The organism is Variovorax sp. J22G73 (assembly GCF_030317035.1).
GTDB lineage: Bacteria > Pseudomonadota > Gammaproteobacteria > Burkholderiales > Burkholderiaceae_C > Variovorax.
This window is the reverse complement of the sequence record NZ_JASZYK010000009.1, coordinates 226,092-239,552: the sequence shown is the minus strand read 5'-3', so window position 1 is coordinate 239,552 and position 13,461 is coordinate 226,092. Positions and strand designations below refer to the sequence as shown.

11 protein-coding genes are annotated in these 13,461 nt (G+C 66.7%); 4 read left to right on the top strand and 7 right to left on the bottom strand.

Going from position 1 to position 13,461, the window contains the following annotated elements; genetic code table 11:
• Positions 1–59 precede the first annotated feature (59 nt).
• From QTI51_RS28165 to QTI51_RS28150, 4 genes are all read right to left on the bottom strand, one after another.
• Positions 60–1,616, bottom strand: coding sequence for a polyamine aminopropyltransferase (locus QTI51_RS28165; protein ID WP_503011548.1), 1,557 nt, complete (start codon positions 1,614–1,616; stop codon positions 60–62).
• On the bottom strand, positions 1,613–1,831 hold the full coding sequence (locus QTI51_RS28160) for a DUF350 domain-containing protein (RefSeq protein WP_093128864.1): 219 nt from the start codon (positions 1,829–1,831) through the stop codon (positions 1,613–1,615). Before QTI51_RS28160 ends, QTI51_RS28165 begins: the two co-directional genes overlap by 4 nt.
• Before the next feature lie 57 nt (positions 1,832–1,888).
• Positions 1,889–3,370: a DUF4178 domain-containing protein gene (locus QTI51_RS28155; protein WP_116911683.1), complete on the bottom strand. Its 1,482-nt coding sequence runs from the start codon at positions 3,368–3,370 to the stop codon at positions 1,889–1,891.
• A 124-nt stretch (positions 3,371–3,494) separates the two neighbouring features.
• On the bottom strand, positions 3,495–4,544 hold the full coding sequence (locus QTI51_RS28150) for an SPFH domain-containing protein (protein ID WP_286516866.1): 1,050 nt from the start codon (positions 4,542–4,544) through the stop codon (positions 3,495–3,497).
• A 202-nt stretch (positions 4,545–4,746) separates the two neighbouring features.
• On the opposite strand from QTI51_RS28150, the gene QTI51_RS28145 reads away from it, so the two are divergent.
• The 4 genes from QTI51_RS28145 (at position 4,747) to QTI51_RS28130 (ending at position 8,398) form a co-directional block, all read left to right on the top strand.
• A complete protein-coding gene (locus tag QTI51_RS28145) occupies positions 4,747–7,101 on the top strand; it encodes an NADP-dependent malic enzyme (protein ID WP_116911685.1) in 2,355 nt (784 codons plus the stop codon).
• Between the two features lie 180 nt (positions 7,102–7,281).
• Positions 7,282–7,695 (top strand): guanyl-specific ribonuclease, encoded by a 414-nt coding sequence (locus QTI51_RS28140; protein WP_116911686.1) that lies wholly within the window; start codon positions 7,282–7,284, stop codon positions 7,693–7,695.
• 50 nt (positions 7,696–7,745) lie between these two features.
• Positions 7,746–8,171 carry a barstar family protein gene (locus QTI51_RS28135; RefSeq protein ID WP_086011111.1) on the top strand — a complete coding sequence of 142 codons (426 nt, stop codon included), beginning with the start codon at positions 7,746–7,748 and terminating at the stop codon, positions 8,169–8,171.
• 80 nt (positions 8,172–8,251) lie between these two features.
• Positions 8,252–8,398: a hypothetical protein gene (locus QTI51_RS28130; protein WP_165840417.1), complete on the top strand. Its 147-nt coding sequence runs from the start codon at positions 8,252–8,254 to the stop codon at positions 8,396–8,398.
• A gap of 74 nt (positions 8,399–8,472) precedes the next feature.
• Here the strand turns inward: QTI51_RS28130 and rsmA are convergent, their stop codons facing one another.
• The 3 genes from rsmA to QTI51_RS28115 are packed head-to-tail and all read right to left on the bottom strand — an operon-like array spanning position 8,473 to position 13,308.
• A complete protein-coding gene (rsmA, locus tag QTI51_RS28125; protein WP_116911687.1) occupies positions 8,473–9,237 on the bottom strand; it encodes a 16S rRNA (adenine(1518)-N(6)/adenine(1519)-N(6))-dimethyltransferase RsmA in 765 nt (254 codons plus the stop codon).
• A 4-nt stretch (positions 9,238–9,241) separates the two neighbouring features.
• Positions 9,242–10,651, bottom strand: a complete 1,410-nt coding sequence (locus QTI51_RS28120; RefSeq protein ID WP_116911688.1) for a peptidylprolyl isomerase — start codon at positions 10,649–10,651, stop codon at positions 9,242–9,244.
• A 20-nt stretch (positions 10,652–10,671) separates the two neighbouring features.
• Positions 10,672–13,308 (bottom strand): LPS-assembly protein LptD, encoded by a 2,637-nt coding sequence (locus QTI51_RS28115; RefSeq protein ID WP_116911689.1) that lies wholly within the window; start codon positions 13,306–13,308, stop codon positions 10,672–10,674.
• Positions 13,309–13,461 lie beyond the last annotated feature (153 nt).

The window sequence follows — 13,461 nt, the reverse complement described above, 5'->3', positions numbered from 1 at the left end:
CCCCCGGTAGGGGGTTGGCGAAGCGACACGAAGTGCGCGCAGCCTGGGGGCGAGTCATATCAATGCGCCATCACCTTGCCCCACTCCTGTTCGTAAGTGGTGACGAGGATCTGGTTCGACAGGCGGTTCACTTCCGTCGGCACGCGCGCCATGTCGAGCGGAAAGTCGAACATCAGCGGCAGCGTGGAAGGCGACAGGAAGCGCAGGCCCGCGGGCAGCGCATCGGGCATGCGGTACGGCCGGCGGCTCGCGATGATGTAGCCCCACTCGCCGAAGCTGGGCACGTGCGCGTGGTACGGCGTGGCGGTGAGCCCGACCGACTCGATGGTGCTCGCCACGGTCCAGTAGCTCTTGCGCGCCACCAGCGGCGAGGTGGTCTGGATCACCGCGTAGCCGCTGGCCGACAGGCGCTTTTCGAGCAGCGCGTAGAAGCTGTTGGTGTAGAGCTTGCCGATGGCGAAGTTGGTCGGGTCCGGAAAGTCGACCACGATCACGTCGTAGGTATCACCCGGCTGCTGCAGCCACTGGAAGGCGTCGGTGTTCACGATCTTCACCTTCGGCGACGACAGCGAATGGCCGTTGAGCGCGGCCAGCGTCTCGTGCGTGGTGAAGAGCTGGGTCATGTTCGGGTCGAGCTCCACCAGCGTGACCGATTCGACCGAGGGGTACTTCAATATCTCGCGCACCGCCATGCCGTCGCCGCCGCCGAGCACGGCGACCTTCTTCGGCGCGCCCTGCGCGGCCATCACGGGGTGCACCAGCGCCTCGTGGTAGCGGTACTCGTCGCGCTCGGCGAACTGCAGGTTGCCGTTCAGGAACAGGCGGTGCCCGAGCAGCCCGCGCGTGACCACGATGCGCTGGTAGGGCGAGGTGGCGCTGAAGACGATGTGGTCCTGGTAGAACTTATCTTCCGCCAGCGTGGTGATGTGGTCGGCCCACACGAAGGCCGCCAGCAGCGCGGCCAGCGCGAGAAAGCAGGCCACCGCGTGCGCCCCAATGCGGCGCAGCTCGTGCCGGAACAGCCACAGCGCCCACACGGCCACGGCCGCGTTCATGAAGCCGAACAGCAGGCCGGTGCGGATCATGCCGAGCTGCGGCACCAGGATGAGCGGGAACGCCACCGACACCGCGAGCGCGCCGAGGTAGTCGAAGGTGAGCACCTGCGACACCAGGTTCTTCAGCACGATGTTGCGCTTCAGGATGCGCATGACCAGCGGAATTTCGAGCCCCACCAGCGTGCCCACGACCATCACCAGGCCGTACAGCAGCAGGCGGAAGGCGCTGGGCACGTAGGCGTTGGCCAGGAACAGGATGGCCGGCAGCGCGCCGCCAATGAGCGCCACCATCAGCTCGATGCGCAGGAAGTGCGCGGGCAGCTGGCGGTCGAAGTAGCGCGAGAGCCACGAGCCCACGCCCATGGCGAACAGGTAGGTGCCGATGATGGTGCTGAACTGCAGCACCGAGTCGCCGAGCAGGTAGCTGCTCAGCGCGGCCGCGCTCAGTTCGTAGACGAGGCCGCAGGCCGCGACGACGAACACGCTGGCGAGCAGCGCGACCTCCACGGGTTGCGGCCCCCGCGCATCCGGGGTGCGCGCGGGCAGGGCCGCGTCGCTCAATGGATTGCTGCGGCCACGATGATGCTGATGCCCAGGCTCATCGCGGCAACCACCAGCCCCAGCGCCACGTTCTGCTTCTCGACGATCTCGCCCCACAGGTCGTAGGGCGTGATCTTGTCGATGATCAGGAAGCAGAGCCAGAAGATGATCACGCCGATCAGCGCGTACACGAGCGATCCGAGGACCACGCCCGGTTTCAGCCATTCAAATCCCATGGGGACCTCCAGTCGTAGTAGTAAGGGTCATCGCACACCGCGTGCGCATCTTCGCCGTCATTTGTGGCCGCCGCCACTCGAATAACCGCCGTAGGAGCCGCCCGAGCTGCGCGAGCCGCCCGACGACCCGCTGCTGCAGGTGCTCAGGATGATCAGCACGATGATGATCACCACGATGATCAGGATGATCGTGCCGCAGCCCATGCCCGAGGCGGCGCTCACGGGCAGCGCGTCGGCGCGCTTGAACATGTCCTTCTTGGCGTCGAGCTTGAAGGCGGTGGCCACCACGCCGCTGTCGAGCTTGATGCCCGAGGACCACGTGAGCTCGTTGGCCGAGCGCTCCATCGACAGCAGCGCGGGGCCGTTGGCGAAGTCGCGGTTGAAGGTCTTCTGGCCGCGCTCCACCTGCCAGTAGAACTCGCCCGCCACGTAGGTGGTCTCGGCGTTGTAGGCGTACTGCTGCTGGTAGCGCTTGCTCAGGTAGGTGGCGGTGCTGCCGTTCTCGGCCATCACCGGCGCGCCGGTGGTCGGCTTGACCAGGCTCCAGCCGTCTTCGGCGTCCACCAGGAAGCTGAAGCCGCGCTTCTTGTTGTAGAGCAGGTACTCGTCCCAGCCGAACATCTCGTCGTCGCCGGGCTCGGTGCCCATGCGGTGCTGGAAGCCCACCACCTGCCACTGCGCGCCCTGCAGCTGGCCCATGGTGCCCAGCGCGATGAGCGGGCGCACGGGCTCGTTCTGCGCGGCGTGCTTCAGCTCGCCGCCGATGCCCTGCGACAGGTCGATGATGCTGTTGCACGAGCGGCAGGTGATGCTCTTGCTGTCGGCCAGGTTGACGGTGACGGGCGAGCCGCAGTTCGGGCAGTTGAAGCTGCGGCCGGTCTCGTTCTTGGCGGAGTCCTCGCGCAGGCCGGTGAGCTGCAGGTCTTCGAGCTGCACCGAGCGCCCGAGGTAGGCGGCGGGCGGCGCGGTGCCGTAGTCGAGGCTGAGCACCAGCCCCTTGTCGTTGCGCAGCTCGACCATCGCGAACGGCTTGCCGAGCTCTGGCAGGTGCGGCAGCTCGCCCTGCGCGGAGGTCAGCGCCACCTGTTCGTTGGAGGTGACGGTGTAGCTCTGGCCCGCGAAGGCGGTGGTGGCGCCCACGCGCAGCTCGCCGAAGGGCGGCGCGGCGCGCTGGATGTCGAACGGCAGCGCGAACACGTAGGCGCCGTTGTCCTCGCTGAGCACGCCGGTGCGGTCGCCGTCGAGCGCGGCGATCCACTCGGTCCAGCGGCCGCCGGGGTAGGTGTACTGCAGCCGGCCGATCAGCGTGAACGGCTTGTCCTGGATGCGGCCGGCGGCGAACAGCTGCAGCGGGCTGAAGTCGTCGAACAGCTCGGCCATCTTGCCGGTGCGCGCGAGCGTGTCGCCCTGGCGCACGACGGTGCTCTGGCAGTAGGGGCAGACCGCGTGCGTCGATTGCGCCGAGCGGAATTCGACCGGCGCGCCGCAGCCGGGGCAGGGCGCGCGGTAGTAGCGTTGGTTGCCGGTTTCCTCAGCCATGGCGCGCTGACGGAGATACGGCGAACGGGGCGGGGAACGCCACGGGTCCGGCTACGCCGGGCCGCGGGCATCGCCCCCTGCAAGGGGGGAGTGGAAGCGACACGAAGTGCGCGAAGCCTGGGGGTTAGACCAGCTTCTTGAGCAACTCGACCTTCTTGGCGTCGAACTCTTCCTGCGTGAGGATGCCCTTGGTCTTCAGCTCGCCGAGCTTCTCGAGCGTGGTCATCACGTCGGTGGGGCTCACCACGGCCACGGCGGGTTGCTGCTGTGTGGCCGCGGCGGCGGCCGCCGCGTTGGGGCTCAGGCCCTGCGCGAGGTTCTGCGCCAGCACCTGGCCGAGCGCCACGCCGGCGCCCAGGCCCATCGCGTCGCCGGCAATGCCGCCGCCGTTGGCCGCGCCTTCGGCGAACTTCGGAATGGCCTGCGCCGTCTGGTACTGCATGAACTTGCCCATGTCGTTGCCGACCATGCCCATGCCGATCTTCTGGTCGAGGATCTTCTGCAGCTCCTCGGGCAGGGACACGTTCTGCACCGTGATGTTCTCGAGCTTGATGCCGATCTTCTCGAACTCGGGCACCAGCTGCGCGGCGAGCGCCTGCGCGAACTGGATCTGGTTGGCCGCCAGGTCGAGGAAGGGCACGCCGCTGGACGCGATGGCGTTGCTGATGTTCTGCAGCACCAGCCCGCGCAGCTGGCCGTCGAGGTCGGCCACGCTGTAGATGTCGCGGGTGCCGGAGATTTCGGTGTGGAACAGCTTGGCGTCGCCGATGCGGAAGCTGTAGTTGCCGAAGGCCCGCAGGCGCACGGCGCCGAAGTCCTTGTCGCGGATGGTGATCGGCTGGGGCGTGCCCCACTTCTGGTCGACCTGCTGGCGGGTGCTGAAGAAGTAGACGTCGCTCTTGAAGGGGGACTCGAAGAGCTTGTCCCAGTTCTTCAGGTACGTGAGCACGGGCAGCGTCTGCGTCGTGAGCTTGTACATGCCGGGGCCGAACACGTCGGCCACCTTGCCTTCGTTGACGAAGACCGCCACCTGCGATTCGCGAACGGTGAGCGAGGCGCCGTTCTGGATTTCCATCTCCGCCATCGGGAAGCGCCAGGCCAGCGTGCCATCGCCGGTCTCCGTCCACTGGATGATGTCGATGAACTGTTTCTTGATGAAATCCATCAGCGCCATGGTCGCTCCTCTCGGTGTTATCAGGGTGTTTTCAGGTTTTTGCCCGAACTGTGCATATTGCCACAGCGACTTGACGGCGTAACCCGTGCATTTGGTCATGTACACCCCCTGGCCATGCGGCGTATGGCCTCTGCCCGGGCCCCGCGGAGCGAGGTCTACAATCGGCGCCCCCAGAAGAAGCGCCACCAGGAGCTACAGGCACATGTCCGATTCGACCCCTTCGACCCCCTCGACCTCGACTCCCACGCCCGAAGACAAACGCGCCGAGCTGCGCCGTGCCGCCCTCGAGTACCACGAGTTTCCCGTCCCCGGCAAGATCGCCATCGCGGCGACCAAGCAGATGGTCAACCAGCGCGACCTGTCGCTGGCCTACTCGCCCGGCGTGGCCGCGCCCTGCGAAGAGATCGTCAAGGACCCGCTGAACGCCTTCAAGTACACCTCGCGCGGCAACCTGGTGGGCGTCATCAGCAACGGCACCGCGGTGCTCGGGCTGGGCGACATCGGCGCGCTGGCGTCCAAGCCGGTGATGGAAGGCAAGGGCGTTCTCTTCAAGAAGTTCGCCGGCGTCGACGTGTTCGACATCGAGATCGACGAAAAAGACCCGGTCAAGCTGGTCGAGATCATCGCGTCGCTGGAGCCGACCTTCGGCGCCATCAACCTGGAAGACATCAAGGCACCCGACTGCTTCTACGTGGAGCGCGAGCTGCGCAAGCGCATGAAGATCCCGGTGTTCCACGACGACCAGCACGGCACCGCCATCACCGTGGCCGCCGCCATGGTCAACGGCCTGAAGGTGGCCGGCAAGAACATCGGCGAGGTCAAGCTGGTGACCTCGGGCGCGGGCGCCGCGGCGCTGGCCTGCCTGAACCTGCTGCTGAAGGTGGGCCTGAAGCGCGAGAACGTGTTCGTCACCGACCTGGCCGGCGTGGTCTACGAAGGCCGCGAAGAGCTGATGGACGACGACAAGCGCCAGTACATGCAGAAGACCGACATGCGCAAGCTGTCCGAAGTCATCGTGGGCGCCGACGTGTTCCTGGGCCTGTCCGCCGGCGGCGTGCTGAAGGCCGACATGGTTGCCAAGATGGCGCCCAAGCCGGTGATCTTCGCGCTGGCCAACCCCAACCCCGAGATCGCCCCCGAAGACGCGCACGCTGTGCGCCCCGACGTGATCATGGCCACGGGCCGCACCGACTACCCGAACCAGGTCAACAACGTCCTGTGCTTCCCGTACATCTTCCGCGGCGCGCTCGACTCAGGCGCGACCACGATCACCGACGAGATGGAAATTGCCGCGGTGCACGCCATTGCCGACCTGGCACAGGCCGAGCAGAGCGAGCGCGTGGCCGCCGCCTACGTCGGTGAAAAGCTGTCGTTCGGCCCCGAATACCTGATTCCGAAGCCCTTCGATCCGCGCCTGATGATGAAGATCGCGCCGGCCGTGGCCAAGGCCGCGGAGGAAAGCGGCGTGGCGATGCGCCCGATCAAGGACATGGACGCCTACCGCGACAAGCTGCAGAGCTTCGTCTACGCATCGGGCACCACGATGAAGCCCATCTTCGACGCGGCCAAGCGCTCGCCGAAGAAGCGCGTGGCGTACAGCGAGGGCGAGGAAGAGCGTGTGCTGCGCGCCGCGCAGATCGTGGTCGACGAGGGCCTGGCCCGCCCGACGCTGATCGGCCGCCCGGCCATCATTGCCCAGCGCATCGAGAAGTTCGGCCTGCGCCTGAAGGAAGAGCTCGACTACGACGTGGTCAACGTCGAGCAGGACCACCGCTACCGCGACTTCTGGCAGACCTACCACCGCATGACCGAGCGCAAGGGCATCACCACCCAGGTCGCGAAGATCGAGATGCGCCGCCGCCTCACGCTGATCGGCGCGATGCTGCTGCACAAGGACGAGGTCGACGGCATGATCTGCGGCACCTGGGGCACCACGCTGATCCACCTGCACTACATCGACCAGGTCATCGGCAAGCGCCCCGGCGGCTGCGCCAGCACCCCGCAGGACGTGCCGGTGTACGCCTGCATGAACGGCCTGCTGCTGCCCGACCGCCAGGTGTTCCTGGTGGACACGCACGTCAACTACGACCCGTCTCCCGAGGAGCTGGCCGAGATCACGACCATGGCGGCCGAGGAAATGATGCGCTTCGGCCTGAAGCCGAAGGCCGCGCTGCTGTCGCACTCCAACTTCGGCACCAGCAACGAGCCCAGCGCCATCAAGATGCGCAAGACGCTCGACCTGCTGCGCGTGCAGGCTCCCTGGCTCGAAGTGGACGGCGAAATGCACGGCGACGTGGCGCTCGACAGCAAGCAGCGCGCGGTCGTCATGCCGCACAGCGCGCTGGCGGGCGATGCCAATCTGTTGGTTTTTCCGAACATCGACGCGGCCAATATTTCGTACAACCTGCTCAAGACGGCAGCGGGCGGCAACATCGCGATCGGCCCGGTTCTGCTCGGCGCGGCCAAACCTGTGCACATTCTCACGGCCAGCGCGACTGTTCGACGCATCGTCAACATGACAGCCTTGACAGTGGCCGACGCAAACGCCGAGAGATAAGCACTTTGGCGAGAGTGGTCGCCAACTTAAAACACCATTCGAAGCCCTTGCGACTGCTCAAACTTTGAGCAGTCGCTTGCTATTTTCTCCAGCGTGGTGCACACTCGCGGGCTTGAATTTGCGGGTTAACCCCGAGGTTGATCGCCAATTCACCCCCCCGCTCTTTTCTTGTGGTGCCCCATGGCGGCTTACGCCTCGATCACGTCTTCTGTCACTAAGTTCGCGCTCACCGGCCTGATGCTGGCGGCGCTGACGACGGGGGCCGAGGCCCGCGGCTGGTTCGGCGCAGGAAAAACGTCCACTGAAGGAACGATTGCACTGTCCGACCTGCCGGCGCAGGGCCAGCGTACCTACAGGGCCATCCTCGACGGCGGCCCTTTCAAGTACGACAAGGACGGCACGGTCTTCGGCAATCGCGAACGTCTTTTGCCGCCGGCACGGCGGGGCCACTACCGCGAGTACACGGTGACGACACCCGGCTCGCGCAATCGTGGTGCACAACGGATCGTTTGCGGTGGCGAACAACGCACCACACCCGAGGCCTGCTGGTACACGGCGGACCACTATGCGAGTTTCAGACGGATTGCGCCATGAGCGATGACAACGACCTGGGTGGCGCTCCGAAGCGCCCCGAAGAAATGATGATGACTATGGAAAGACCAGCGGAGATGACCTTATCCCTTCGTGCCGTACGCCCGAACATCGTGCAATCGATCCGCGCGTTCCGCGTGAACGACCTGCAGGACGCTGCCAACGCAGCCGGCCAGCACTTCCTGTACGCCAACCTGGGCAACGCCCAGACCAAGCAGGACGTGCTCGACCTGATCGCGCAGCAGTTCACGTTCCCGGCCCACTTCGGGAAGAACTTCGACGCGCTGTACGACTGCATGACCGACCCGTTGCATAAATCGGGCCCGCAGCCAGGTTTCGTCATCGTGCTGGAGCAGATTCCGGCCAACGCCAAGTTCGACAAGGAAGCGCGCGAGCAACTGCTCGACATCTTCCGCGACGCCTCGGACTACTGGGGCGACCGCAAGGTCCCGTTCCGGTGCTTCTATTCTTTTCTGTAGCCCGTTCTGCATCTACCAGCCAAGCAGAACGGGCGAACGAGGCTCAGCCCAAAGCTGAAAACCTCGATGGCAGCATCGAAGTGACCGATACCGCAGCAGCAGCAACCACCGCCAGCACCGAGCCGGCCGGCGAAAAAATGCCGACCGACAAGCTCGTCGACGTGTCGCCGCTGGCACTGCGCATGAGCAGCCCGTTCAACGCGGGTTACTGGCTCGCAGCGGCTTAAACGTCGTCGATTCAGGAAGTGCGCGAGGGACGATCCCAGCGCACATTAAAAAGCCCGTCTGTGACGGGCTTTTTTCATGGGGCCACGGTTTGCGCCAAAGCCACATATTCCGCGACCGGCACCTCCTCGGCCCGGCGCTGGGTGTCGAACTCGCCGGCGAACCCATGTTCCTGCAGCCATTTGCCCAGCGTGTGGCGCAGCAGCTTGCGCCGCTGGCTGAAGGCGACCTGCACGATCTCGCCAAGCCGCGCCGCGTCCACCGCGGGCGGCGTTGCCAGCGGCACCATGCGCACCACGGCGCTGTCCACGCGCGGGGGCGGGTCGAAGCTCTCGGGCGGCACGAATAGCACGTTCTGCATGTCGTAGCGCCACTGCAGCATCACGCTCAGGCGGCTGTAGTCGGAGGTGGCGGGCCTGGCCACCATGCGGTCGATCACCTCTTTCTGCAGCATGAAGTGCTGGTCGGCCACCAGGTGGGCCGAGCCCAGCAGGTGAAAGAGGATGGGCGTGGAAATGTTGTAGGGCAGGTTGCCCACCACGCGCAGCGGCTTGCCAGGGAATCGGTCCGCGAGCGCGGCGAAGTCGACCTTGAGCACGTCGGACTCGATCACGTCGAGCTGCGCATGGTCGCGCAGCCGCTTGGCCAGGTCGCGGTCGAGCTCGATCACGGTGAGCCGGCCGAGCCGCTCCACCAGCGGCTGGGTGAGCGCGGCGAGCCCCGGGCCGATCTCGACCATGGCATCGCCGGGCTGCGGGGCGATCTCCCGCACGATCGCATCGATGATTCCGCCGTCGGACAGAAAGTGCTGCCCGAACCGCTTCCTGGCGATATGTGCCATCGAATCAGGACTGCGGCGGTTCGCGGAATTCGACGTAGGCGCGCGCGCGCACCTCTTGCATCCAGGTGCTCAGCGCTTCCTCGATGCGCTGTTCGCGCAGCGCGGCGCGTGCGGCTTCGCGCTGCTCGCCCTGGCTCAGCTTGGCCTCGCGGCGCCCGATCACCTGGATCAGGTGCACGCCGAAGCGCGACACCACGGGGTCGCTGATCTGGCCCGGGGCAAGCCGGTCCATGGCTTCCTCGAACTCGGGCACGAACTGGCCGGGGCGCGACCAGCCGAGGTCGCCGCCGGCCTTGGCGCTGGCGTCTTGCGAGTTGTCGCGGGCCAGGCCCGCGAAGTCGGCCGAGCCGGCCTGCACGCGGCGCTTGAACTCGGCCAGCTGCGCAACGGCCTGCGCCGTGGTGCGCTTCGGGTCGTTCAGCAGCAGGATGTGACGCACCTGCGTCTGCGTGACGGTGGCGTCGCCCGAACCCACGGTGGCCTTGGCCACGACCTTGAGCACGTGGAAGCCGGCGCTGGAGCGCACCGGGCCGGCAATGCCGTTCACCGGTGTCGACTGCGTGGCCTCGACGAACAGCGACGGATAGCGGTCGGCGCTGCGCATGCCGATGGCGCCGCCATTGGCGCGGTCGGGCGAATCGGAGTTGTCCTGCACCAGCTTGGCGAAGTCTTCGCCGGCGCGCGCGCGCTGGGCCAGGCCCTGGGCCTTCTGCTGCGCGGTGGCAATCTGCGCGTCGGTGGCGTTCTCGGGCACCGCGACCAAGATTTGCGCGAGGTTCAGGTTTTCGAGCGCGGCGTTCTTCACCGACACGTTGCGCTGGTCGCGCAGGTATTCGTCGGCCTCGACGTCGCTGACCTTCACCTTCGACTCCACCTCGCGGTCGCGCAGCCGCGTGAGCAGCAGCTGGTCGCGCAGGTCGTTGCGGAAGTCCTGCTGCGCGATGCCTTCGGCGGCCACGCGGCGACGCAGCTCGGCCAGGCTGATGTCGTTCTGGCGCGCCACGGTCTGCTCGGCCTGGTCGATCGCCACGTCGTCGACCTTGATGCCGCCTTCCTTGGCGAGCTGCAGCTGCGCACGCTCGGAAACCAGGCGCTCGAGCACGAGGCGCGTGAGTTCGTTGCGCGGCACGCGCTGGGCGTCGGGGTTTTCCTTCAGCAGGCGCTCCACGCGGGTGACCACCTCGGTGTTGGTGATGGGCTCGGAGTTGACCAGCGCGACGATGAATTCGGCCGAGCGCTGCACCGGCGCCGCGCTGGGCGCGCTCGGTGCCGGACGTGCCGCGGGCGGGCCGAGGCGCGGGCCTGCGCGCATGATGTCCGTGATGCCGCCGCCCGAGCGGAAGCCCTGGGCGCCCGACGTTGCAGCCATGGCCGCGAGGCAGCCGAGGGTGATGATGGAACGGATGTTTTTCATGGCTAGCTCAGTCAGTCGACTCAGTCGTAATTGGTGAAGCGGCTCGGTGCCTCGCCCGGTTGGCGCAGGGGCTCGTAGCGCTGGATGTTCTGCCGCAGCGCCTGCATCGGGCTGGAGCCGATGCTGGAGAAGCCGACGAATTCGAGCTGGAACATGATGCGGGTGTTGGCCGTCACCAGGCCCGTGGTGATGCGCTGCAGCACCACGCGCCCGATCCAGCAGCAGCCGTCGTACTCGAAGCCGAGCACGCCATCGGTCAGCTTCTTGTCCTGCAGGCTGTAGTTGAGGCGGCCCACCGCGTACCAGCGTCCGCCGCCCTGGCCCTTGCCGGGGCCGAGGTTCTTGCCCTTGTCGCCCCACAGGTCGTTGATGGGCCATTGCCAGCCCACGTCGAACGACTTGTTGCCGTCGGTCGCGGTGGGGGTGGAGGGTGCCTGGTAGCGGAACGCCGCGCTCAGGTTGTGGTACGGCTCGGGGTTGTAGCGCGCGCTGACGGCCGAGCGCTCCGACTTGCGCGTGTCGGGGTTGTACTGCACCACCGTGTCCAGGCTCCACTTCGGCGTCCAGTTGATCTGGGCGCCCAGCAGCAGGTCGCTCGCGCGGTCGGTCACCGGGGTGCCGCCGGGCAGCGTGACCTTCTGGTCGGCGAAGCGCAGGCGCTGCGCAATGCCGAAGCGCGCCGCCTCGACGCCGGTGGCCGGGTCGATCAGGCGCGAGGTCACGCCGAGCGTGAGGGCGTTGGTGTCGGAAACGCGGTCGCCGCCGGAGAACGCGTTCTCGGTGTAGATGGTCGCGAAGCTGAAGTCGTTGGCCGCCGAGTCGTAGTTCGGCAGCATGCTCTGGTTGCGGTACGGCGTGTACACGTAGTACGCGCGCGGCTCCAGGGTCTGGCGGAAGGCGCGGCCGAAGTAGTTGGCGTCGCGCTCGAAGATCAGGCCGCTGTCCAGGCTGAAGGTGGGCACCGTCCGGTTGCTGGAGGTCGGCAGGAAATACAGCGAGGCCGGGTTGTAGGGAATGCCGCCGATGTACTGCGTGCCGTTGACGTTGAGAACCGGCAGGTTCGCCTGCGGCACGTAGTAGTTGTACGAAGCCGTGTTCAGCATCAGCTTCGGAATGACGAACGAGCTGGGCGTGATGAACGGCCGGCTGATCGACGCGATGGCCGAGGCCCGGTCGCCATCGGGCTGCGACTGCTGGTTGAAGTCGAAGCCGGGCTGCCCGCTCAGGATGGTGTTCACGCGAAAGCGCGTGTAGTCCAGGTTGAGCGACACATCGAAGCCGTGCCAGTCGTACTTGTTGTAGTTCGCCGTGATCTGCGGCATCCGGTCGTACGCAGGCACGATCGGCGACAGGTTGTACTGCAGGTTCTGGTACTTGAGCGTGCGGACCATGCCGTTCCAGTCGCCCTTGCTCCAGTTGAGCGACGCGTCGTTCGGCAGCTGGCGCTGCGCGAGCGAAGGCGTGCGGGTGAAGTCGCGCCAGTAGTCGTTGTCGCTCACGCGGTTGATCGCGATGTTGGCCGACAGCGAGTCCAGGCCGAACGCCTTGGCGTCGAAGTCCTGGTGGTGCGTCAGCCACAGGCCCCAGCGCTTGCTGCTGCTGGGCGCGCTCGTCAGGTCCTTGGCCTGGATTTCTCCGTTCGCCAGCTGCTGCAGCTGGCTGGTGCGCAGCTCGTTGTAGCGCTGGCCCACGAGGCGGTCGCTGCCCATCAGGTCGAGGCGAACGGTGCCGTTGTATTCCTTTTCGAGGTAACGGAACTCGTTGCTCAGGTTGAGCCCGCGCTTGCTCATGAGCGTGGGCGTGATGGTGGCGTCGCGGTTGGGCGCGATGTTCCAGTAGTACGGCTGCGCGATCTCGATGCCGTTGGTGTTGTCGATGCCGACGGTGGGCGGCAGCAGGCCGCTCTTGCGGTCGTTCGACAGCGGGAAGCTCACGCTCGGAATGGGCGGCGTGGTGATGCCCATGAAGCTCAGGCGCGCGTTCTTGGCCACGCCTTCGTTTTCTTCGGTGTCGGTGGTGAGCGTGGTCGCGGTCAGCAGCCAGGCGGGCATCCAGCCGGGAAAGTCTTCGCGGCGGCAGGTGGTGTAGGTGGCCTGGCGGGCCACCGAAACATTGGCGTCGACGAAGTCGATGCGCTGCGCCTCGCCGTGCGCCTCATTCGCCAGGAACTGATAGCGCACGTTGTTGAAGAAGCCCTCGAAGGTCTCGAGCTTGAGCTGCAGCTCGGGGCCTTCGTACACGTTGCCGGCCTGGTTCACGCGCACATTGCCGGTGGCCTTGGCGAGGTCATCGGGCTGGTAGTACTCGAGCCGGTCGGCGGTGATGGACACCGGCCCGCGGCGCAGCGTGGCGTTGCCCTCGACCACGGTGTCGAGGTCGGGGCGACCGGAGATGCGGTCGCCGGTGACCAGGCTGGGCAGCTGGCCGCGCTCGGCGGGTGGGACCACCTCGGTGAGCAGCGGCGTGCGCTTGAGGGTGAGCGGCGCATCGACGCCGACGGCGGTTTGCGAGGACGCGCCGGCGGCGGGCTGCGCGGACACGCCAGGCACGGTCTGCGCGGACGCGCCGTGCGCGTGCATCAGGGCCAGCGACAGCAGCGCCAACGGCAGTGGCGGGCTGGAACGCCGCACGGCGGCACCTCGAACGCGTCGGCTCATCAAGCCTCCCGCCCGGCCGTTCCGAGGAAAGCAGGCGACTCCCCGGGGGTAAGCAGCGAGCGCACAAGGTGCCAAGCGTGAAGGCGTTGGGTCGTAGGCATCGGTTCGGAACGAAAGATTCGTCGGGGGACGGCGCGGCAAGCCGGCGGGTTG